Source organism: Thermococcus atlanticus, assembly GCF_054657855.1.
In genome coordinates this window covers 2,001,325-2,021,976 of record NZ_BAAHXX010000001.1, presented here as the reverse complement: position 1 = coordinate 2,021,976, position 20,652 = coordinate 2,001,325, and the positions used below count along the sequence as shown (strand labels likewise).

Annotated in this window: 24 protein-coding genes and 1 other RNA gene; 18 read left to right on the top strand and 7 right to left on the bottom strand. The window is 52.5% G+C overall.

The window, feature by feature from the left end; translation table 11 throughout:
• Positions 1–7 precede the first annotated feature (7 nt).
• On the bottom strand, positions 8–910 hold the full coding sequence (locus ACYQ27_RS10970) for a dihydroorotate dehydrogenase (protein WP_460041636.1): 903 nt from the start codon (positions 908–910) through the stop codon (positions 8–10).
• 93 nt (positions 911–1,003) lie between these two features.
• Positions 1,004–1,317: signal recognition particle sRNA (gene ffs, locus ACYQ27_RS10965), an RNA gene on the bottom strand.
• A gap of 324 nt (positions 1,318–1,641) precedes the next feature.
• Here ffs and ACYQ27_RS10960 point away from each other — a divergent pair.
• From ACYQ27_RS10960 to ACYQ27_RS10915, 10 genes are all read left to right on the top strand, one after another.
• Positions 1,642–3,087, top strand: coding sequence for an FAD-dependent oxidoreductase (locus ACYQ27_RS10960; protein WP_460041635.1), 1,446 nt, complete (start codon positions 1,642–1,644; stop codon positions 3,085–3,087).
• Positions 3,084–3,599 (top strand): 4Fe-4S binding protein, encoded by a 516-nt coding sequence (locus ACYQ27_RS10955; RefSeq protein ID WP_456453128.1) that lies wholly within the window; start codon positions 3,084–3,086, stop codon positions 3,597–3,599. The genes ACYQ27_RS10960 and ACYQ27_RS10955 overlap by 4 nt, the downstream gene beginning before the upstream one ends.
• The gene (locus tag ACYQ27_RS10950) at positions 3,596–3,880 is read left to right on the top strand and encodes a (2Fe-2S)-binding protein (RefSeq protein ID WP_456396202.1); all 285 of its coding nucleotides are present in this window, start codon (positions 3,596–3,598) and stop codon (positions 3,878–3,880) included. Before ACYQ27_RS10955 ends, ACYQ27_RS10950 begins: the two co-directional genes overlap by 4 nt.
• Positions 3,870–5,027 (top strand): NAD(P)/FAD-dependent oxidoreductase, encoded by a 1,158-nt coding sequence (locus ACYQ27_RS10945; RefSeq protein WP_460041634.1) that lies wholly within the window; start codon positions 3,870–3,872, stop codon positions 5,025–5,027. Before ACYQ27_RS10950 ends, ACYQ27_RS10945 begins: the two co-directional genes overlap by 11 nt.
• A gap of 122 nt (positions 5,028–5,149) precedes the next feature.
• A complete protein-coding gene (pyrH, locus tag ACYQ27_RS10940; RefSeq protein ID WP_456396206.1) occupies positions 5,150–5,833 on the top strand; it encodes a UMP kinase in 684 nt (227 codons plus the stop codon).
• Positions 5,834–5,882: 49 nt separating this feature from the next.
• Positions 5,883–6,098 (top strand): hypothetical protein, encoded by a 216-nt coding sequence (locus ACYQ27_RS10935; protein WP_456453124.1) that lies wholly within the window; start codon positions 5,883–5,885, stop codon positions 6,096–6,098.
• A complete protein-coding gene (locus tag ACYQ27_RS10930) occupies positions 6,095–6,361 on the top strand; it encodes a type II toxin-antitoxin system RelE family toxin (protein ID WP_460041633.1) in 267 nt (88 codons plus the stop codon). Before ACYQ27_RS10935 ends, ACYQ27_RS10930 begins: the two co-directional genes overlap by 4 nt.
• Positions 6,362–6,365: 4 nt before the next feature.
• Positions 6,366–7,646, top strand: a complete 1,281-nt coding sequence (locus ACYQ27_RS10925) for a pentapeptide repeat-containing protein (RefSeq protein WP_460041632.1) — start codon at positions 6,366–6,368, stop codon at positions 7,644–7,646.
• A 58-nt stretch (positions 7,647–7,704) separates the two neighbouring features.
• Positions 7,705–9,024 (top strand): NAD(P)/FAD-dependent oxidoreductase, encoded by a 1,320-nt coding sequence (locus tag ACYQ27_RS10920; RefSeq protein ID WP_460041871.1) that lies wholly within the window; start codon positions 7,705–7,707, stop codon positions 9,022–9,024.
• A gap of 67 nt (positions 9,025–9,091) precedes the next feature.
• Entirely contained in the window at positions 9,092–10,393 is a 1,302-nt protein-coding gene (locus tag ACYQ27_RS10915; RefSeq protein WP_460041631.1) for a C69 family dipeptidase, read from the top strand.
• Here ACYQ27_RS10915 and bpsA read toward each other — a convergent pair.
• Positions 10,363–11,418, bottom strand: a complete 1,056-nt coding sequence (gene bpsA, locus ACYQ27_RS10910; RefSeq protein ID WP_460041630.1) for a N(4)-bis(aminopropyl)spermidine synthase — start codon at positions 11,416–11,418, stop codon at positions 10,363–10,365. The two genes, ACYQ27_RS10915 and bpsA, sit on opposite strands and share 31 nt — an antisense overlap.
• 370 nt (positions 11,419–11,788) lie before the next feature.
• Here bpsA and ACYQ27_RS10905 point away from each other — a divergent pair, with 370 nt between their 5' ends.
• The 3 genes from ACYQ27_RS10905 (at position 11,789) to ACYQ27_RS10895 (ending at position 13,479) form a co-directional block, all read left to right on the top strand.
• Positions 11,789–12,529, top strand: coding sequence for an ATPase (locus ACYQ27_RS10905; RefSeq protein WP_456454270.1), 741 nt, complete (start codon positions 11,789–11,791; stop codon positions 12,527–12,529).
• A 50-nt stretch (positions 12,530–12,579) separates the two neighbouring features.
• Positions 12,580–13,107 (top strand): metal-sulfur cluster assembly factor, encoded by a 528-nt coding sequence (locus ACYQ27_RS10900; protein WP_456396253.1) that lies wholly within the window; start codon positions 12,580–12,582, stop codon positions 13,105–13,107.
• 171 nt (positions 13,108–13,278) lie between these two features.
• The gene (locus ACYQ27_RS10895; protein ID WP_456396226.1) at positions 13,279–13,479 is read left to right on the top strand and encodes a ferredoxin; all 201 of its coding nucleotides are present in this window, start codon (positions 13,279–13,281) and stop codon (positions 13,477–13,479) included.
• Positions 13,480–13,550: 71 nt separating this feature from the next.
• On the opposite strand, the gene ACYQ27_RS10890 is transcribed toward ACYQ27_RS10895, so the two are convergent.
• Entirely contained in the window at positions 13,551–14,723 is a 1,173-nt protein-coding gene (locus ACYQ27_RS10890) for a nicotinate phosphoribosyltransferase (RefSeq protein WP_460041870.1), read from the bottom strand.
• A 278-nt stretch (positions 14,724–15,001) separates the two neighbouring features.
• On the opposite strand from ACYQ27_RS10890, the gene ACYQ27_RS10885 reads away from it, so the two are divergent.
• Genes ACYQ27_RS10885 through ACYQ27_RS10875 form a run of 3 tightly spaced genes read left to right on the top strand, consistent with a single transcriptional unit; the run spans position 15,002 to position 16,823 of the window.
• Entirely contained in the window at positions 15,002–15,481 is a 480-nt protein-coding gene (locus ACYQ27_RS10885) for a flavodoxin family protein (protein ID WP_456454268.1), read from the top strand.
• The gene (locus ACYQ27_RS10880) at positions 15,481–16,029 is read left to right on the top strand and encodes a TetR/AcrR family transcriptional regulator (protein WP_460041629.1); all 549 of its coding nucleotides are present in this window, start codon (positions 15,481–15,483) and stop codon (positions 16,027–16,029) included. Before ACYQ27_RS10885 ends, ACYQ27_RS10880 begins: the two co-directional genes overlap by 1 nt.
• A 2-nt stretch (positions 16,030–16,031) precedes the next feature.
• On the top strand, positions 16,032–16,823 hold the full coding sequence (locus ACYQ27_RS10875) for an SDR family NAD(P)-dependent oxidoreductase (protein ID WP_460041628.1): 792 nt from the start codon (positions 16,032–16,034) through the stop codon (positions 16,821–16,823).
• Here ACYQ27_RS10875 and ACYQ27_RS10870 read toward each other — a convergent pair.
• Together ACYQ27_RS10870 and ACYQ27_RS10865 are read right to left on the bottom strand one after the other, a co-directional pair.
• Entirely contained in the window at positions 16,815–17,720 is a 906-nt protein-coding gene (locus tag ACYQ27_RS10870) for an MBL fold metallo-hydrolase (RefSeq protein ID WP_460041627.1), read from the bottom strand. The two genes, ACYQ27_RS10875 and ACYQ27_RS10870, sit on opposite strands and share 9 nt — an antisense overlap.
• 30 nt (positions 17,721–17,750) lie before the next feature.
• Positions 17,751–18,413, bottom strand: a complete 663-nt coding sequence (locus ACYQ27_RS10865; RefSeq protein WP_456454260.1) for a M48 family metallopeptidase — start codon at positions 18,411–18,413, stop codon at positions 17,751–17,753.
• Positions 18,414–18,554: 141 nt separating this feature from the next.
• Here ACYQ27_RS10865 and ACYQ27_RS10860 point away from each other — a divergent pair, with 141 nt between their 5' ends.
• Together ACYQ27_RS10860 and ACYQ27_RS10855 are read left to right on the top strand one after the other, a co-directional pair.
• Complete coding sequence (locus tag ACYQ27_RS10860; protein WP_456454258.1) at positions 18,555–19,022, top strand: hypothetical protein; 468 nt, start codon at positions 18,555–18,557, stop codon at positions 19,020–19,022.
• Positions 19,022–19,810, top strand: a complete 789-nt coding sequence (locus ACYQ27_RS10855; protein ID WP_456454256.1) for a 4-phosphopantoate--beta-alanine ligase — start codon at positions 19,022–19,024, stop codon at positions 19,808–19,810. Before ACYQ27_RS10860 ends, ACYQ27_RS10855 begins: the two co-directional genes overlap by 1 nt.
• A gap of 8 nt (positions 19,811–19,818) precedes the next feature.
• Here the strand turns inward: ACYQ27_RS10855 and ACYQ27_RS10850 are convergent, their stop codons facing one another.
• The gene (locus ACYQ27_RS10850) at positions 19,819–20,550 is read right to left on the bottom strand and encodes a helix-turn-helix domain-containing protein (protein ID WP_460041626.1); all 732 of its coding nucleotides are present in this window, start codon (positions 20,548–20,550) and stop codon (positions 19,819–19,821) included.
• Positions 20,551–20,652: the final 102 nt, after the last annotated feature.

Below are 20,652 nucleotides of genomic sequence, written 5' to 3'. Positions count from 1 at the left end.
GGAAAAATCACCCAAGGGCAAGTCCCACTATCTCCCTCACGCTCGAAAAGCCCTCGCTTTCGAGGTATCCTTTGATGCCCTCTTTTATCTCGCGGAAGACCTTCCATCCCCGGAGCGAAACGGCTGTTCCTATCTGGAGGGCCGAAGCTCCGGCCAAAAGGAATTCGACCGCATCCCGCCAGGTGGTTATTCCCCCTATCCCGATAACGGGGATTTCAATAGCCCTCGCGAGGTCGTAGACCGCCCTCAAAGCAACAGGCTTCACTCCGGGCCCGGAGTAACCTCCAAAGCGGTTGCTCAGTATCGGCCTCCTCGCGTAGACGTCTATGGCAATGGCCTTCAGCGTGTTTATCGCAGAAACCGCATCTGCACCGGCCTTTTCAGCGGCGAGGCCGAGCTTCGTAATGTCGTCCGTGTTGGGGGTCAGCTTCGCTATAACCGGCCTGTCCGTGGCGTCTTTAACTGCCCTGACCACCTCGTAGACGTTCTCAGGTTTTTGCCCGATTTCCATGCCGTAGCCCTTTGCATGGGGACAGCTGAGGTTGAGCTCAAAGGCATCGGCAACATCGCTCAGCTTCTCAGCCAGGAATGCAAACTCCTCTCTGCTTCCACCGAATATAGAGACTATCAGCGGGAAGTTGAAGGTATAGCCCTCGACCATCTCAAGGAAGCCCTTCCAGCCCGGGTTTGGCAGTCCCATGGCGTTTATCAGGCCGTAGGGGAGCTCAACGATTGTGGGGTTGTCATAGCCCTTCCTCGGCTCGATTCCGATGGATTTGGTAACGACACCACCGGCACCCTCATGATGAGCGCGTATCCACTGTTCAGGAACCTTGTCGTTTATTCCGGATGCAAGAATGAGCAGGTTTTCAAACCTTATCCCGAAGAGCTCAACTTCAAGGCTCGCCATCTTGACACCTCAGAGGTGAGAGTGATGGTTTGCTATTAAGGTTTTTGCCTTTTTAAGTGAACACGAAGGGGAATAGAGAACCGTTGCTAGTGGCGGCGGACGCGTCCGGAGGTGGGAACCATCCACCGCGGGCATCCACAGGGGCTCGCTCACCCCCGCTACCCCACGAGCGCCGCACGTCCCGCCTACCGCTGCTCCCTTCCGGGCCTGGCGGGGTTCGGCGGGCAAAGAGCGTTAGCGGAGCCCTTCAGCTCCGCCCCGCTCACCGCCGGCCCCGTGGGACGAGGGCTCATCGTTATGCCCCTGCTTCAGCCCGCGGCTTCAGGAGCCGCCCTCCGGACTTCGGCCCCCGCATATCGACGGTTTCGGGTTCCAGGGGACGCCGAACCCCCCAGCCTAGTCCGCCGCCATTTAAGACTACCCGTGCCGGATATATAAAGGTTTGGTATGTCCCTCCATGCTGCTGGGATAAACCCAATAATGGCTCAGGGAAGTGAAAACTTTACATTGTTGCTTCACTACAGTTACCTCATCACCTGCATTGCTTTTACAAATATAAACGTCACTTGAACGTACCGCCACATCAAACTTGAACTGGTGGAAGGTCTCTCAAAGCCCACATTGTATTTCGTTAAGATTATCAAGCACCACGACCTAAACCAAAGGTGCAGAACTTTTCTATCAAAAAAAGCTCATAAAAACTGCCTTCTAATCTACACTGGTGAAATATCATGCGCCTTAATGAACATCCAATTCTGGACTTTTCTCTAAGACGGGGACGGGAGGTTACGATTTATTTTGAAGGGAAGCCAGTAAAGGCCCATGAAGGGGAAACAATATCAATGGCACTTCATGCGGCTGGAATCCGCGTTCTATCCCACAGTAGCGAGAAACACCGGCCAAGGGGGCTCTTCTGTGCAATAGGCAAGTGCTCCTCGTGCCTTGTGAAGGTCAACGGCATACCCAACGTGCGCTCGTGCATAACCCTCGTGGAGGATGGCATGAGGGTGGAGATGCAGAAGGGCAAGGAAGAGCTGCCAAAAACCGCAAAGCCGCCTGAATGGAAGGATGCGCCGAAGTTTGAGGGAGATGTGGTCATCATCGGCGGCGGGCCTGCAGGGCTGATGGCGGCAATAAACGCTGCGGATGCCGGAGCAAGGGTTATTCTGATTGATGAGCAGCCCATGCTCGGTGGCCAGCTGGTCAAGCAGACCCACAAGTTCTTCGGCAAGAGGGAGCAGTTCGCCGGGGTTAGGGGCATCAAAATCGCCGAAATCCTTGAGGAAGAGGCCAGGAAGAGGGAGAACATCCAGATATTCCTTGAAACCTCTGCCGTTGGCGTCTTCCAGGAAGGTGATGAGAAGCTCGTAATCGCCGTAAGAAAGAACAGGGAGCTCCTTGAATTCAGGGGGAAGAGCCTCGTGGTCGCCACCGGGGCAATGGAGAAAATGATACCCTTCGAGAACAACGACCTGCCCGGCATTTACGGAGCCGGGGCAATACAGACGCTGATGAACACCTACGGTGTAAAGCCTGGCGACAGAGTTCTAATCGTCGGAGCCGGCAACGTGGGGCTTATCTTGGCCTATCAGCTCATTCAGGCGGGCGTTGAGGTTAAGGCGATAGTGGAGGCAATGCCCAAAGTTGGAGGGTACTTCGTTCACGCTGCCAAGGTCAGGCGCCTGGGTGTTCCGATACTCACGAGGCACACCATCCTCAGGGCTGAAGGAAGGGAGAGGGTCGAGAGAGCTGTGGTTGCTCAGCTCGACGAAAACTGGAGACCGATCCCGGGAACGGAGAGGGTTTTTGATGTGGATGTAATAGCCCTCGCCGTTGGCCTTCGCCCGAGCGTTGAGCTTCTCCATCAGGCCGGCTGTCAGCTGCTCTACATCAGGGAGCTTGGCGGGCATGTTGTAAGGAGGGATGAGCGGCTTGAGACGACGATTTCCGGAATTTTCGTTGCCGGCGACACCGCGGGGATAGAGGAGGCAACAACGGCAATGCTTGAGGGCAAGGTGGCCGGGATAGCCGCAGCCCTTAAAGCAGGTGTGGCGTCTCCTGATTGGCTCAAAGAAATCGAGAAGGCACAGAGAGACCTTGAGGAGTTCAGAAGCGGGCCCTTTGGAAGGCATGTTCTTGAGGGCATAAAGAAGGTCATGATAGGAGGGAGCGAATGATGGCTGCGGAGATTCCCCGTTATCTGAGGTACGGCTACATAACCCCTGAAGAGCTGGAGAAATATATCGGAGAGCTTCCGAGCGAGGAGAGGCTAAGAAAGAGGCCGGTTGCGATACCAGAGTGTCCTCAGGAGATACCGTGCACGCCCTGCAAGGAAATCTGTCCCGTCGATGCAGTCAGCATGCCCACCCCCAATGACCTGCCAGTGGTTGACTATGATAAATGCGTCGGCTGCTCCCTCTGTGTTCAGATATGTCCCGGCCTGGCTTTCTTCATGATGCACTACGTTGGGGACAGGGCGAGAATAACGCTGCCGCATGAGCTCCTTCCTCTTCCGGAGAAAGGCGAGGAGGTTGTGCTGCTCAACAGGGTCGGTGAGGAGGTTGGAAGGGGCAGGGTTATCCTGGTAATTCCCAGGGAGAAGAGCAAGGGAGACACGCCTATTCTGACCGTGGAGGTTCCGATTGAGCTGGCATGGGATGTTAGGGCTGTCAGGGTGGTGAGAGAATGAGTGATCCAAGGGAGAATATCATAATCTGCCGCTGTAACGATGTAACTCAAAAGGAAATAGAAGAGCTCATTGACAGGGGCATAACCGACATTGAGGAAATCAAGCGCCTTCTGAGGGTCGGTATGGGGCCCTGTCAGGGCAGGACGTGTATTCCGCTTGTCATAGGAATAATAGCCAGAAAGACGGGTAAGAGGCCTGAGGAAATTCCCGTTCCCGCGACGAGGATTCCCACGAGGCCCGTCCCGATGGGCGTTCTGGTGGGTGATTGCGATGAGGAGTGAGGCCAAAACCGTCATCATCGGCGGGGGCATAATAGGCCTGAGCATCGCATACAACCTCGCAAAGCTCGGCGAGAGCGACGTTGTTGTTCTTGAGAAGAGCTACCTTGGAAACGGCTCGACCTTCCGCTGCGGGACCGGAATCAGACAGCAGTTCGGGGATGAGGCAAACATCCGGATGATGAAGCGTTCTGTGGAGCTGTGGAAGGGCATGAAGGATGAGCTTGGCTGTGATGTTGAGTTCAAGCAGAGCGGCTATCTCTTCCTCCTCTACGACGAGGAGGAGCTCAGGAGCTTTAAGGCCAACGTTAAGCTCCAGAACAGATTCGGGGTTCCCTCCAGGATTATCTCACCGGACGAGGCCAAGATGATAGTCCCGCTGCTGAACACGGAGGGTGTAATAGCCGCAGCGTGGAACCACACCGACGGAAAGGCAAACCCCTTCAGGGCGGTTTTTGCATATGCAAACGCCGCTAAAAGGCTCGGCGTCGAGATTTATGAATACACCGAGGCGAGAGACATAAAGGTCGAGGACGGAAGGATAAAGGCCGTCCTGACGAACAGGGGAGAAATCAGGACAGGGAGGGTCATAAACGCCGCCAATGCATGGGCGCCCATCATAAACAGAATGGCCGGGGTTCCTGTCAGGATACCGATAGAGCCCTACAAGCACCAGGGGATCAAGACTGAGCCCATAAAACCCGGCCAGATTGAGCCGATGGTCATCTCATTCAAGCATGGAGGCGTTTATCTGACGCAGGAGGCAAATCAGGGGGGCGTAATAGGGGGATACGAGCTCAAATACGGCCCGACATACGATATATCCCCCACGTATGAGTTCCTCAGGGGAGTTAGCTACCGCTTCACCCAGCTGATCCCCGCCCTCAAGTACGTGAATGTCATCAGAATCTGGGGAGGCTACTATGCGGAAACCCCTGATGGAAACGCTGCAATAGGCCGCATAGAGGAGCTTGATGAGTTCTACATTGCGGCGGGCTTCAGCGGACACGGCTTCATGCTCGCCCCGGCCGTCGGGGAAGCCCTGGCGGAGCTCATAGTCGATGGGAAGACTGAAAAACCCCTGTGGTTCTACGATCCATACCGCTTCGAGCGCGGCGAGCTCAGGGAGCAGGCAATACAGATGGGCTGAGCCTTTTATCTTTATCCCTTTATCTCCCATCCTCATGCAGGACACTCTGTTCTCGGACTCCTGCTAAGACCTGTCTAAGAAAACGTTATAAATCCCTCCGGATTATCATCGAGAGGGTCATCATGAGGATAGTCTTTGACATTGGAGGATCTGTTCTCGTTCCTGATAAGCCCGATATCGGCTTCATCAAGGCGATTGCATATGAACTGACGAAAATCAGCGAAGATCACGAAATAGCGGTGGTTGTCGGTGGGGGAAGGGTCTCAAGGGAGTATATACAGGCGGCCAAAACATTCACTCCCAACGAGACGTTCAAGGACTACATAGGGATACACATAACCAGAGCGAATGCAATGCTCCTCATAGCCGCTCTCGGTGAAAAGGCCTATCCTTTCGTGGTTCAGGACTTCAGAAAGGCATGGGAGGTCATACAGGTGAAGAAAGTCCCGATCATGGGCGGAACGCACCCCGGTCACACGACGGATGCCGTGGCGGCGCTTCTCGCGGAATACCTGCAGGCAGACCTTCTCGTCGTCGTAACCAACGTCGACGGCGTCTATGACAGCGATCCGAGGAAAAACCCGAATGCGAAAAAGCTTGACAGGATAACCGTTGACCAGCTCGTCGAGATAGCCATGCAGGCCGAGAGCAAAGCTGGCGGGAGCAGCGTGGTGGATGCCTTGGCCGCGAAGTTCATCCAGAGGGGTAAAATAAAGACCTACATCGTCGGGAAGAGGGATGCTCTTCATCTCTTTGAGGTCGTGAAGGGAAAGCACGGCGGAACCGTGGTTGAGCCCAGGGAGTGATTTCTAAACCCTTTTATACTTTTTGTGGTTATATTTTAAGGGGGATATTATGGAAGCCAGTCCAATTAATGTCTTGATTCAGGATATTGAAGAAATGAAAAAGAAGCTTGAGGAAATGGAGAAAGCTCTTCTCCAGCTTAAGGCCCAAATGCTTGAGGAGGAAGAGCTGAGTGAGGAGGAGATTAAGGAACTTAAGGAGATCGAAAAAGAATCGTTGGAAAAAGGTAAGAGCTGGGACGAGCTAAAAAAGGAGCTGGGTTTATGAAATACAGAGTCATAGTCAGCCCCAAAGCTGAGAAAAACCTCCGCTCTCTCCCTCCCGCAAATGTTAAAAGACTGGCAGAGCTTCTTGATGTTTTAAAAATAAAACCTATACCTGCAGAGCAATTTGATATAAAAAAGCTTAGAGGATTTAAAAATGCCTATCGTGTTCGATTAGGACAGTTTCGGGTGATTTATACTGCCAGATGGGATGAAAATCTTGCTGTTATCTTGAAGATAGAACCAGGAGAAAGAGCATATCGGTGATTTTATGTGCAGGATGGCGCACTTCGGGAACTGTGACCCTGAAACCGCTGATCAGGAGTACTGTATTTTTCATAAGCCGAACAAGAGCGAGGAGGAAGCGAGAGAGTTTTACAGGAAGTTCTTGGAGAGGTTCAAGCCGAGGATTGAGGAGATTGAGGTTGAAGACGAATCAGGACAAAAAAGAAAAATAAAGAGGTTTGTTTTTGAGGAAAAGCTTGACTGTTCTGGTTACGTCTTCACTGGTATTCCAAGCGAAGATTTTGATTCCCCTTTAATGCATGCATTGTTTCTTGGGGATGTAAATTTATGGAAAGCAAGGTTTGTTAACATAAACTTGACTGGGATTGAATTTCAGGGAAAAGTTGACTTATCTGAGTCTAGTTTTGAAAATGTAGATTTATCTGATGCGAAATTTATTGAGATCGATTTTTCAAAATCAAATGTAGAGAATACCCTATTTGTCCGATCTAGGTTTAAGGAGGCATACTTTATCTCGAGCACACTAAGAGATGTGAGTTTTGTGGATTCCACTTTTGGTGAAGTTCGCTTTTTGGATTCTTATATTTATGATAGCGACTTTGTAGGCTCAGGATTTGGTTTTGCGGATTTTTCCGGGAGTGAATTAATTACTGCCGATTTTACTGATGCCGTCTTTTATGGTAAGGCCTATTTTTCAAGATCATCTTTAAACAGTGTTGATTTTGAATGCAGATTTGAGGGAGGGCTAAGTTTTTCTGGGGCAGAAATTGGAATAATAAATATTGACATTCCTAGTGAACAGTTCAAACTCCTAGAAGCTGAAATAGAAGCCCGCCGTGTTCAACGCCTCAGCTACGAAAAAGAAGGCAAGCGCGACAAAGCCGATAGAATGTTCGTTCTCGAAATGCGCGCTAAAAGACGGGCCAGAATACAAAATGCAAGGAACACCTTAGAACGTATCAAAGCAAGTGTCCATAACTTTGTCGAATGGCTCCTGGCAGATCTGCCCTCCGAATATGGCACGAACTGGATTCGTTTGTTCCTGTTTTCGTTGCTTGTAATAGTTGGAAATGCGATTCCCTACACGGTCTGGGGTCACTATATTAAGGGCTTCCCCTCAAACGCTGGTTATTTCGTTCGCTTCGCCAACGCCCTCTACTATTCCCTCGTCACCTTCACAACCCTCGGCTACGGTGACATGCACCCTACCGGCTGGCTCAAAGCCCTGAGTGCAATTGAAGCTTTAACTGGAGCCGTCTTCATGGCGCTCATCGTCGCTGTGATAGCCCGTAAATGGATGCGCTGAACCTAAGGTTAAGGCCAACTTTTTATACCTCCTCCCCCTTCTATCTCTGGTGGTGCCAATGAAGATCGTTGTCATCGGTTCCGGTACGGCCGGGAGCAACTTCGCCCTCTTCATGAGGAAGCTTGACAGGAAGGCCGAAATCACAGTCATCGGAAAGGAGAGCACAATGCAGTACTCCCCCTGCGCCCTGCCTCATGTGATAAGCGGCACGATAGAGAAGCCCGAGGACGTTATCGTCTTTCCAAACGAGTTCTATGAGAGGCAGAGGATAAAGCTGATGCTCAACACAGAGGTCAAGGCCATCGACAGGGAGAGAAAAGTGGTGGTCACCGATAAGGGCGAAGTCCCCTACGACAGGCTCGTCCTGGCTGTGGGTTCTAAGGCCTTTGTCCCGCCGATAAAGGGCGTTGAGAACGAAGGCGTTTTCACGCTCAAGAGCCTCGACGACGTGAGGAAGATAAAAGCCTACATCGCCGAGAGGAAGCCGAAGAAGGCGGTCGTCATAGGAGCGGGTTTAATAGGCCTTGAAGGTGCCGAGGCCTTTGCAAAGCTCGGGATGGAGGTTCTGGTCGTCGAGCTGATGGATCGCCTGATGCCGACGATGCTTGATAAGGACACCGCAAAGCTCGTCCAGAAGGAGATGGAGCAGCACAACATAGCTTTCCGCTTCGGCGTTGGGGTGAGCGAGATAATCGGCAGTCCCGTCAGTGCAGTCAAAATCGGCGAGGAGGAAGTTAAAGCTGATCTCGTTCTCGTCGCAACCGGCGTCAGGGCCAACGTTGGCCTCGCCAAGGAAGCTGGACTTGATGTGCACTGGGGCATCGTTGTGAACGAGCACCTCCAGACGAGCGACCCCGATATATACGCCATAGGCGACTGCGCCGAGGTAGTCGATGGCGTAACCGGCAAGAGAACCCTCAGCCAGCTCGGAACCTCTGCGGTGAGGATGGCGAAGGTAGCGGCGGAGCACATAGCCGGGAAGGATGTAGCTTTCAGGCCGGTCTTCAACACCGCTATAACCGAACTCTTCGGCCTCGAAATAGGCACCTTCGGTGTAACAGAGGAGCGGGCAAAGAAAGAAGGCATCGATATAGCCGTCGGCAAGTTCAAGGGAAGCACAAAGCCCGAGTACTACCCGGGCGGAAAGCCGATCTATGTCAAGGTCATCTTCCGGAAAGATGACAGAAAGCTCATTGGGGGACAGATAGTCGGCGGCGAGCGTGTCTGGGGCAGGATAATGACCCTCTCGGCCTTAGCTCAAAAGGACGCAACCGTTGAGGATATTGTATATCTTGAGACGGCCTACGCTCCTCCGATAAGCCCGACCATCGATCCAATAACCGTTGCTGCGGAGATGGCGCTCAGGAGGTTCCGCTGACATTTCTCTTTTTTCGCTGGAGCATGCATATCATGAAAAACCTCTTATAACCCGGCGCTGAAGGGTTATGGGTGGAACCATGTGCGACATTCTCGTGGCAACTCCCGAGGCCACCAAGGAGGGGATAGCTCTCTTCGCCAAGAACAGCGACCGTGAGCCGAACGAGGCCCAGGTAATCGAATTTATACCACGAACCCGGCACGAGGAGGATATGGTCAGATTAACCTACTTTGATTTTCCGCAGGTTAAGGAGACCTACGCTGTAATCATCTCCCGCCCCTGGTGGATGTGGGGGGCTGAGATGGGCGTTAACGAGTTTGGGCTGGCGATAGGCAACACGGCTGTCTTCACGAAGGTCAAAGTGCCGGAGAAGGGGATAACCGGGATGGACATGATACGTCTGGCGCTTGAGAGAATGAAGAGCGCGAAAGATGCTTTGGAGTTCATAACCGGCATCGTTGAAGATGGCCTGCAGGGCGGAAACGGGAGCAGAAGCCACAGGCTCTACTACTTCAGCTCCTTCATAATAGCCGACCCCAAAGGGGCCTGGATTCTTGAGACGGTCGGTAAGGAATGGGCGGCAAAGAAAATCGAGGGGGTCTATTCCATCTCCAACGCCCTCACGATTGGGAATGACTGGGATTTGGCTTCGGAGGGCGTTGAGAGGCTCGCGGGAAGGGGCTCCTTCAGCTTTGCGGGGCACTTCTCGGACCGCTTTTACACCCACTTCGCGCACGGCAGGGACAGGAGGGAGTTCACCTTAAGCCGGCTGAAGGAGCGTGAGGGAGAGATAACGCTCGAATACATGATGTCCCTTCTCAGCTTGCACTCCTTTGAGCCCTACCGCCCGGAGAAGGGCTCGATGAGGGACATCTGCATGCACTATGGGGGCTTAACGAGGCCATCCCAGACTGCCTCTTCTCAGGTTTCCGAGCTCGGAAAAGGCCTTCACTGGTTCACGGGCACCTCAAACCCCTGCCTGAGCATCTTCAAGCCGGTGACCTTCGAGGGCGGTCTTCCGGACCTCGGAAAAACTCCCACGGATAGATACGACCCCGAAACATACTGGTGGCGCTTCGAGGCCTTCCACAGGAGGTTTCTGACGAACTACATGGCTTACATCGACGACTTCACCCGCGAGAGGAATGGACTGCAGAGGGAGATAATCGAGAAGGTGAGGGAGATTGAGAAAACTCCCGAGGACCTGGAAGCTTTAACGGAGTGGGCCTTCAGGGAAGAGCTCAGGTTCCTCGAAAGGTGGGAGAAGCTGATAAAGCCCGGAAAGCTTCCCTTCCTCTTCGGGAGGGCATGGAAAAAGGTGAACAGGGAGGCGGGGCTTCAGGTTGTTGAGGCCTCATCATCATTGTAGAGCTCATCCTTGACCTCTATCCTCTCTTCGAAGCCCTTTGAGCCCTCAAGCGTCTGAATCCTGAACATGTAGCTCTTGTACCAGTTGTATGAAGGCTTGACCTTCACAGGGAGGAGCTTCCATGCCCTCGTTTCTTCCTCGTAGCCCCAGTTGACGTACTCGTTGAAGTTCCTGATGATGTCCGTGATGACAACACCGAACTCGTTGAGGAGGAGCCTCTGAATCTCCCTCCACTTGTCAAGGGAGCTCTCGCGCCTCGTTATGCCGAAGTAACCTGCACAGCCGGGCCCTTTAAGCGTCGCTATTCCCCTGCCGACGAAAGCCCTGATGGCCTCAACGGTCTCGGGCGGGTCGGTGATGAAGGTGTTAAACCTGTGGAGCGCGTAATCCGGCAAAGGTTCGCGGAGGTCGAAGGTGAACATCTCGATGTTCCCGTAGCCGAGCTCATCTGCCGTCTTCTCGATGAACCTGACGAGCCTCTCGTCAATGTCGAGGACGGCAATCCTCTTCGGGAGACCAGAGAGCATGAGGGCTATACTGGTAAGGTCATCATCCCCCAAAACAAAGACCTCCTTGTTCTCAAGGTCTCCGCGGGTGTGCATTAGGGCTATTCTCGCCACCGTTGTCTCCGGCGTGACGTAGGCCTGGTCGAAGTCGTGCTTGGGTAGCGGGCGCTCCTTGACTATCTTCCTGAACTGCTGGAGGAGGTCGCTAAAAGCTGAGAGCTCGACCGTCTTGCCCTCGCAGTGGGAGCAGGTGTAGTCTTCCCTCCTTCCTATCCCGTACTTCTCCACCAGCTTCCTGCCGCTCTGGGTGAGAACGATGCTGGCGCCCTCAAAGGTGATATGGCCAAGCTCGTGGAGGGCAGCAATGACAGCCACCACCAGCGGTAGCGGCTCCTCGCTGAGGTCAACTATTCTCCAGACATCCCCGCTCGCTTGGACTGCACTCAGGACGTTCTCAACTGTCCTTTCATAAACCGGAATGCTCGTTTTCTCTCTGACCCTTTCAACAATCTCCCTCATCACAAGCACCTCCAGAAGTCCGTGGAGGCGGTTAAGGTGAGCCTCTTTTAAGGTTTTCCCAGCGGCAGGGCGTGTCTAAAAGTTAAAGTTGGGGTTGTTTTGTAGATGGTAAGAAGTGTAACGTTCGCTAATTTTTGTTTTTCGTAATTTTTATAGGCCTGTGACGTGGTTCTTGATGGGTAGCAGTCTCCGGTATGTGGGGTTTTAAGCCCGAATGGAGACTAAAAACGGAAGATGTGGGGACCACCGATGAGCAGAGGCTGCAAGGTTAGCCATAATGGCATTTACTCCCCCACCATACAAACATTAACAATCTCAGGCACGCCCCCCCAGCGGCAAGTTTAATAAACCGTTCCCCGATTGGTCTTCGATGATAGGCCCAGCAGGAGACGACTTCGTCAAGAGGTACCGTCTTGATTACAATCTGGAGGCCCTTGAAAGGGTTAGGGGAGACATCGGTGAAGAAGCATATTCCCGTCTGAAAGCATTGATAGAGTACCGCCTCTACGGAAGGGACTTCGACCGCTCGCCGGTTGGCGTTAAAATAGCCCTCGCCTTTTCTGCCGGCTCGGACAGCACCGCAACGCTAAAAATACTCAGATGGGCAGGGTTTGACGTGGTTCCCGTTATGGCAAAGCTTCCACAGATGAGGGAGCCGGTTCTCCTAAATGCCATGATGCAGGGTGCGGTTTTTGTTGAAATTCCGGGCTACATGGAGAAGATGAGCGATAGAATAGGGAAGGGAGCCCCCATATGCGGGGTATGTCACTCCATGATAATGGAGGCGGTTGAGAGCTATGCCCGGGAGAACGGGATAAAAATCGTTGCCTCGGGGGATCTTTTGAGCTCCGGGCTGATATCCATATACAGAAAGGGCGATATCGTAGTCCTCAACTTCCCAGCATTTCTCGTCATGGACAAGAAGGAGGCCATAGGGGTCCTGGGAAGGAAATATGCCCTCGGTTTTGGATGCCCGCTCTGGAAGGCCGCTGCCAGAAATGCACCTGTGCTCAAACGCTTTGCCATCCAGCGGGTTTTGAGGGAGCTCCGTGCAAGGGCAATTGACGAGAAGATTGCGGCGGTTTTAATACGCGACATTCTACAGAAATGACCCAAAAGGTTTAAATGTGGTGCTTTGAACTGGGGTTTAGGTGAATGAGAATGGTGGAAAAAGAGGAAGTGCTCGCAAGGCTCAGCGGGATTCTTGATAACAGCCTCATTAAGAGAGCGGAGGTTAAAGAAGACGGCACGCTCTCCATTGAGCTCAGCAGGGAGATTGACGATGGGATGCTGATAAAGCTCCATCAGGAGCTTGGAAAGATTGAGGGCATCAGAAACATTGAGATAAACCTTCCAAAGGCAAAAAAAGAAGCGCCGGGAGATGTTCAGCTGAACAGGGAGATGATACTTGAAAAGCTGAAGGAGGTTATAGACCCTGAGATAGGCGTGGACATTGTAAACCTCGGCCTGATATACGAGCTTGAAATAAGGCCCGATAACACCGTCTACGTCAAGATGACCATGACAACTCCGGGCTGCCCCCTGACGATGTGGATTCTCAGAGCCGTTGAGGACAAGGTTCTTGAGATACCGGGTGTCAGGGACGCTGAAATCGAGCTAACATTCGACCCTCCATGGACTCCTGACAGGATAAGCGAGGAGTACAAAAAGAGGCTCGGCCTTTTGTGATTCCTTCCCTTCCTGCCTTTTGTTGTTAATCGGGTGTTTAACCATCCGTAGATAATTTTGTAGCAAAATGTTCATCACCGTCCCTTATCTGTGTATTTTAACAGTTCTCCATACCCTGCTCCAGCGAAAGGTTTATATTCCTCCCGTTTTAACTATGCTTGGTGATGTTCCATGGCATGGAAGGTTACGGTTGACCAGGATGTTTGTATCGGAGACGCTATCTGTGCAAGCCTCTGCCCGGATGTCTTTGAAATGAACGATGAGGGCAAGAGCGTTGTTATCGTTGAAACAGTTGGCGAAGACCTCATCGACTGCGCCAGAGAAGCTGCTGAGGCCTGTCCGGTCAGCTGCATTTACATCGAGGAGGCCTGAAGCCTCTTTTTCTTACTTTCCTTTCTCCGGTCTCTGCTTGCTGGCTTTTTGTACGTTAAAAGAAAAAAGGATTATTCGAGGGTCAGGGAGAACTTCTCCGCCTGTTCCAGAACGTACTCCCTTATCTCCCTCGCCTTTGGGAGCTCCGCCACTATCTCCCCGTTTTCAATGAGCGGCTTTAGGAGGGGCTCGACCTTTGTCCCGCATACCGGGCAGCGTTCGAGCTTTTTAGTGGCGGGGACTCTGTGGTAGTGCCCCTTCTCGCAGCGGTATATCTGCTTTCTCCCGCTCAGCTTTCCGCGCTTTGTGATGTGCCTTCCCTCTATCTCAACTATGTCGAGGGAGAAGTCAACGGGCTTTGCTGACGCTATGCTTCCACCAACGCCGAAGGCATCGGCAACGTCCGCAAGCTCCCTTAAGCTCTCCTCATTGAGCCCGCCGCTGAGGAATATTTTGACGTGCCCATAGCCCCTCAAATCAAGCTCCCAGCGCACCTCCTCAACTATGCGCTTAAAGTTCCCCCTTCTTGAGCTTGGGGTGTCGAGCCTGACTGCGGTTAACCTCTTACCGAGGGCCTCCGCTGCCATCAAAGCTTCGAATTTCTCATCGCACAGCGTATCAACGAGTGCGGTTCTCGGCACCCCATCGTCCATGACCTCATCGTAGTACTCCCACGCCTTCACCTGGTCGCCCACAACGAGGATGAGTGCGTGGGGCATCGTTCCGACGGGCTTTTCCCCGATCATCTCCGCGCCCAAAACCCCGGAAACGCCGTCGCAGCCGCCTATGAAGGCCGCCCTATCAATCATCGGCGCTATGGCCGGGTGCATGTGCCTTATGCCGAAGGAATAGACCGGCTTGAAGTTGGCCGCTATCTTCGTCCTCAGCGCCGCCGTCGCTATTCCGCTCGCCTGGCTCAGCATCCCGAGTAAAGCGGTCTCGTAGATGCCGAATTCTTTATAATAGCCCTCAATCTGGAGAACCGGCTCGTAGGGATGGAATACCGTCCCCTCGGGCATCGCATAGATGTTGACGGGCATCCCCTCAAAGAGCTTTGCAACCTCCTCCACTCCCGCAAGAACGCCCCACTTCCACCCTCTGGGCAGGGATGTGGTTGAAACGTCAGCGAGAACCTTTCTGTGAATCCCCTTTGCCTCAAGTATTTTCTTCGTCCTGATGAAGTAGACATCGGTAGTCCTTCCCGCCTTGATATCCTCCTCATGGGCTATATAGAAGTCCCTCATTTCCATCACCTGACTGTTAACTTGGCCCTCCTTTGATTTAAGCTTTTCACATAGAGGGGGCGTGTCCAAAAGTTGAGATTGCTTCATTTTACGGGCATTATGTTTGAAGTTTTTGCATATTTAGTAGTGCATCTCCCGGAAGACTTTATTCCTCCATCATACAAACATCAGCAGTTTTAGACACGCCCCACATGGAGGCTTCTGAATTCTGCGGGCTGGCACAAAGGTTAAGAGCATTACAAACAGAATTACAAACCGACCGGTCGGTAGGTGAAAGTATGAGGGTCTGCATAGTTTACGACACCAAGAGGGGCTCGACCGAAAGGGTGGCAAGAGCCATGGCAAAAGCGGTAGGAGGCATTGCCGAGGTTGGAGTATTCAGGGTTACTGAAAATCCCGACGTTGAAAGGTATGACCTCATAGTTATCGGTGCACCCGTCTACTACGAGCGTCCTCTTCCGGGGGTCAAAGAGTTTCTGCTGTCAAAGAACGGCCTTGAGGGAAAGGCGATAGCTGTCTTCATACTCTGCATAGCGGATAAGTTTGGGAAGCTCGGAAAAAAGTACACCGAAAGGAGGTACCTGAGAATGATGACCGAGCATATAAGGGGCAGGATCATCGCCGTCAGGGTCTTCGACGGCTGGATACTCAAGGAGGATCCAAAGACAATAGGGGAAGCAGAGAACTGGATAAAGCGGGTTCTTGATGCCTTTAAATCGGGAGAGGAGCTTGGGATAGAACATCCGGAGGGTGAATGATGAGAAAACTGGAGACCAGAAAACGAATAATAAGCGTTGCCTTTGAGCTGTTCAGCGAGAAGTCCTACCATGACGTCTCTATGGAGGAAATAGCAAGAAAAGCCGGGATTTCAAAAGGGGGACTATTCTATCACTTTCCAAGCAAGTATAAGCTGGCAAGGGCGGTTCTGTTCATGCTCCTCGACGAATGGCTGGAGAACCTCAAGGGGCAGCTGGAAGGACTTTCAGGCGGAGAGAAGCTCAGAACCCTAATCGATGCGGCTTTCGAACTGGTAACGGTCAGCCCAAAGCTCTCACGCTTTTTCCTGGAGCTGTACGAGGAGAGCATCAAACTCAACAAGACCGGCGAATGGGATGAGTTCTATGAAAGGTACATAGGCTCTGTCTCCAGCGTGCTCAGAGAAGCCGGTGTGAGGGAGCCGGAAAAGAAAGCACTCCTCTTGGGGGCGCTGGTTGACGGCCTCGCGCTGCATCACCTTCTCTCGGGCGGTAAACTGTTCAACGTCGATGAAATGAAGAAAGAAGTTTTGAGAATTATGGAGGGGTGAGCATGGAGAAATCTCTGGATGAGCTCCTTTCCCTGAGAGGAAGGCGAGCCCTTATTACCGGTGCTGCCTCCGGAATAGGCCGCGCCACCGCCATAAGGTTTGCCGAAGCTGGAGCAGACCTTGAGCTTGTGGATATAGACGAGTTTGGTCTGGAGGAGACCAAAGCGCTCGCCGAGGAGTTTGGAGTGGAGGTGAACCTCCACCGCGTCGACCTCTCCCGGAAGGTGGAGATAGATGCCCTCTGGGAGGGCCTGAGGGGCAGGGAGCCTACTGTGCTGGTCAACAACGCCGGCGTTTACTGGTTCAGGGACTTTATGGAGGTCGATGAGGAGTTCTATGGTAAAGTCATGACGATAAACCTCCATTCCGTCTTCTGGATGTGCCAGCATTTTGTGAGGCGGAGGAAGGACAGAGGAGGTGCAATCATCAACGTGAGCTCGATAGAAGCTTTTCTACCCTTCGCAGAGGGACTGGTTCATTATGATGCTACAAAGCTCGGCGTGGTCGCTTTAACGAGGGCAATAGCGCGAGAGTACGGGAATAAAATAAGGGCAAACGTCGTCGTCCCCGGAGGGATAGAGACGGAAGGCGTGAGAAGGCTCAAGAAGGAGGCAATAATGAAGCTCGACATGGAGAAGATAGGCATATCCTTCCACTTCAATGCCCGGCTTCCCATGGGACGTTTCGGCGACCCCGATGAGGTTGCGAGGGTCATCCTTTTCCTTGCCAGCGACATGGCGAGCTACGTTAATGGTGCCGTTATCCCTGTGGATGGAGGTTTTCTCTCAACGTAGTTCAAAGGGCACCTTGGCATCTTCTCCTTTTTCGATTTTGTGGAGCTCTTTTCTGTAGGCTTCCAGTGGTTTATCCTCTCTTTTAAGGAAGCGTGCAAAAGTTAAAGGCTCCGTCTCAAGCTCCTCGAAGAACTTCGGATATCTCTTATCCCTTATCAGGTGGTGGTCGAGGATTATCTCGGCGCCGGTCTCCCTTATAATTCTGTTCAGATTACCCAGCCCTTCCTTCCACGCATTCCTGACCCTGTAGCCTTCGAGATACGTGGGGGGCCCGTCGCCTATTATAAGATCAGGGACCTGCTTGATTATCCACTCGGTCGAGGCTTTATTGAGAAACTGGGTGTCGCTCGCGTGAATCAGCCTTCTGGTGCCGTCGTCAACCATAACCATGAGGACGAAGCCGAGCCTTGAGCCCTCGCTCCCGTGAGGAACCGCTGGGGAGAATTCCATTATGAAATCGCCGAAGTCAAGGAACCTTCCGTCCGCGTATTCTATGCCCTCTGCAATAGGCCCCGCATTTTTCAGGAAGGCCCACGCCCTCTTCCGCTGGCTGAAGTTTATGTTCTCCTTCGGGTGCTTGATGAGGAGGAGTTTTCCGGTGTAGATTTCCCTTGCACACTCTTCGCTTGAGCTCTCATAAAGCCCCTTAAAGAAGGGCGTGTGGTGGTCGTAGTGGTAGTGGGAAATCGTTACTATGTCTGCTTTTCTGGCGTAACTTTGAATCCTCAGCCTCGCCTCATCCAGCGCCTCAAGTTCCGCCTTGGCGGGAGGAAGACCGTAGCGCTTCGGGCCGAGGGCGGCACCGGGGTCTATTAAAACGCCCCTTTTTCCGGTTTCAACATAGACCGCGAGGCTCCTAACGCCGAGGCTTTCTGATGCGATGGGAATTATCCTCATGGTCTCCAGTACGTGCCCGGCCTTAAAATTTTAGCCCTCCATGATGAGCCGCCACAGGGGATTTGCCCACACAGTCAGCCACCAAACCCTGAGCTCCTCTCTCTTTTTCCGGTAATCAGGATGGAACTGGCTCACGATGCTCCAGAAGGCTTTGCTGTGGCTCAGCTCGATCAGGTGGGCAAGCTCGTGGACGACGAGGTAGTCGATAAGGTCGACCGGCAGCGAAACCGCCATAAGGTTGAAGCTTAAGTTGCCCCTGGAGGAGCAGCTGCCCCATCTGCTCCTGTTTTTTCTTATGAAAACTCTGCTGGGGGTGCGGCCGATGAGAGGGGAGTAACTGCCTATGAGTTTCAGGAGTTTCTTTTTCAGGAGGGTTCTGAGAAACCGCCCAAGCGGGGATAAATCCCGGTAGCAAATCCTGTTTTTGTATATCCCTGTCTCATCTCCCCTCTCGACCTCATAAAAGCTCCCAAACAGGGGAAATTTCTCAAAGGCCTCCTGAGGAATCCCATCGAAAAGTGCAAGTTTTCTCAAAATCCAGTTCTCCTTTTCCCTGATGACTTCCTCCACATCATCAGTCGGCGAAACAATTCTCAAATAGCCCTCCGGCATCACATGAATCCTCAGATATTTCACCCGCCGCCTGATAACCTCATAGCTGACCTCCCTGCCATTTAGATTTATGCTTCTCATCGAACTCTCTCTGGAAGAACGGGTAGAAAAATTTTCCCATAACCCTTTTAAGAAGAGGGTTTTAGTAGTAACCGAGAACCGATGATGAGTGTCATCCCTACGGAGTGATGAAGACGTTTTATCCCCAGCTGAGGTGGTTCCATGTTTGGATTTGGACTTTTTAAAAGGAGGAAGGAAAAAAAAGGCCCCCTTGTCTATCTCAGCGAGCCCACAATAATCTATCACACCCAGACCGAAAAAGCGATTCTGGAGATAATCGAGGAGAAACTGGGGTCAACCAACGTTATCCTCCCCTCCAAATACGGCCTCAAGGGCACCAGCCACATGATAAAGGATGCGGAAATTTTTGTCGCCGTCGCAATAATCGGTAAATTCACCTCCCTCGTCGTCGAAGAGGTTAGAATTGCCAGGGAGCTTAACAAAAAGATATATACCCTTATTGTGGCGAGGAGGGGAAATGAGGTTGAGTATCTCTTCCAGGAGGGCATACCCGGCGACATCGAATGGCTTTCTCCTGAGGAGACCGAGAGGCTGTATGAGGATTTCAGGGGAGAGGATTTTTCAGGCTTCATGAAGTTTTTCATAGGAGACAGAAGGAGGTCGTGGTGATGGCGAGGTTCATGGTTCCAAAGTCCCATCCGAGATACTGGAGCCTCTACTACAGGCACAGGCTTGAGGAGGCGCTTGAGAATGGAATTCTGGCAAAGGCGGGAATGATCGCCCACGGCAGGGGGGAGGCCTTCGACTATTTAATCGGCGAGAAGACGATTCCCCCCGCTGAGGAAGCCATGAAGGCTGCGGTGGCAAAATTTCTTCTGGCGGAACATCCCGTGGTGTCCGTGAACGGCAACGTTGCCGCCCTCGTGCCAAAGGAGACGATTGAGCTGGCAAAGGCCTTAAACGCCGGGCTTGAGATAAACCTCTTCTACCGCAGCGAGGGGAGGGTCAGGGCGATAGCGGCAGAACTGAGAAAATACGACCCGGATGTGGAGCTGCTCGGCATAAATCCGACAAAGAGAATTCCTAACCTTGAGAGCGAGAGGGGAAAGGTTGATGAAAAGGGGATATGGAGGGCGGATGTTGTTCTCGTTCCCCTTGAGGATGGCGACAGGACAGAGGCTCTGGTGGCCATGGGGAAGTTCGTTGTTACCGTGGACCTCAACCCCCTGTCAAGAAGCGCCAGAATGGCGGATATCACAGTCGTCGACAATGTTGTGAGGGCGTATCCTTACATGGTAAAGCTCGCACGGGATATGAAAAAACTTCCAAAGGAGGAGCTTGAGAGGATTGTCAGGAATTATGACAACGGGAGGACTTTGAATGCCGTGCTGCTCCACATAAGGGACAGACTAACGGAGCTCGCTGAAGGGGGAATCTGGAGGAAGAGGGAGCTCTGAACGTAGGGTTAAAGCTCTTTATCCTTCTTTTCAACGAGCCTTCTCAAACTGTTTATCAGATCATTCTCGTTCTCCACATGGGAGATCACAAGGGGTGCCCTTTCCCTCTCCGCAAGCTTCACAGCCAGCTGATCAAGGTTTTTAACCCCGTGGAGGACAACCACGGCGGGCTTAAGTCCCTGAACCCTTATCGCAATCATCGGGCTTCTGCCTGTGGTGACCTTTGTGAAAACGAGCGCCCTCTCCGTTGTCCAGCCGTAGAGCTTGAGGAACTCCTCGGCGCTCATTTCAAGAATCGCCTGGATGCTGTCTATGACGGTGTAGCCATAAATCCTGCGCTCAATAAGATCAATGTTTGCCACAACCTCCCCCTTAACGGCATCAACGATGTCCTTAACCGTTGCCGGCAGGGCGAATTCCCTTATGTCAAGGATTGCGCTCGTAGGAAACTCGCTCCCGATGGTCTTGCTGAAAGCCCTGATGACATTGCCGCCGCGCCTCTCATCTATCTCAAGGAGTGCCTCGACGAACTTCCTGATTGTAGATGCGCCGGGGCTCTTCCTCCTGCCGCCCTCATAGTCGCTTATAACGGATGAGGAAACTCCGAGGAATTCTGCCAGCTCTGTCTGGCTTATCCCGAATATCTCCCTCCATTTGCGCATGGTTTTCCCGGGATCAGCAGAGAGGGTTATCTCACCGGCTATTCTCTTGGCCAGAGCTTCCTTTTCTTTCTCCAACATGGTAGGAAGTTTTTCGTCCATTGTTATAAACCTTTCGGCAATTGCCTAATCTAGAATGCATCCTGGGGATTTCGCTTTTCTCACCGCGCCCAACGGGCGTCC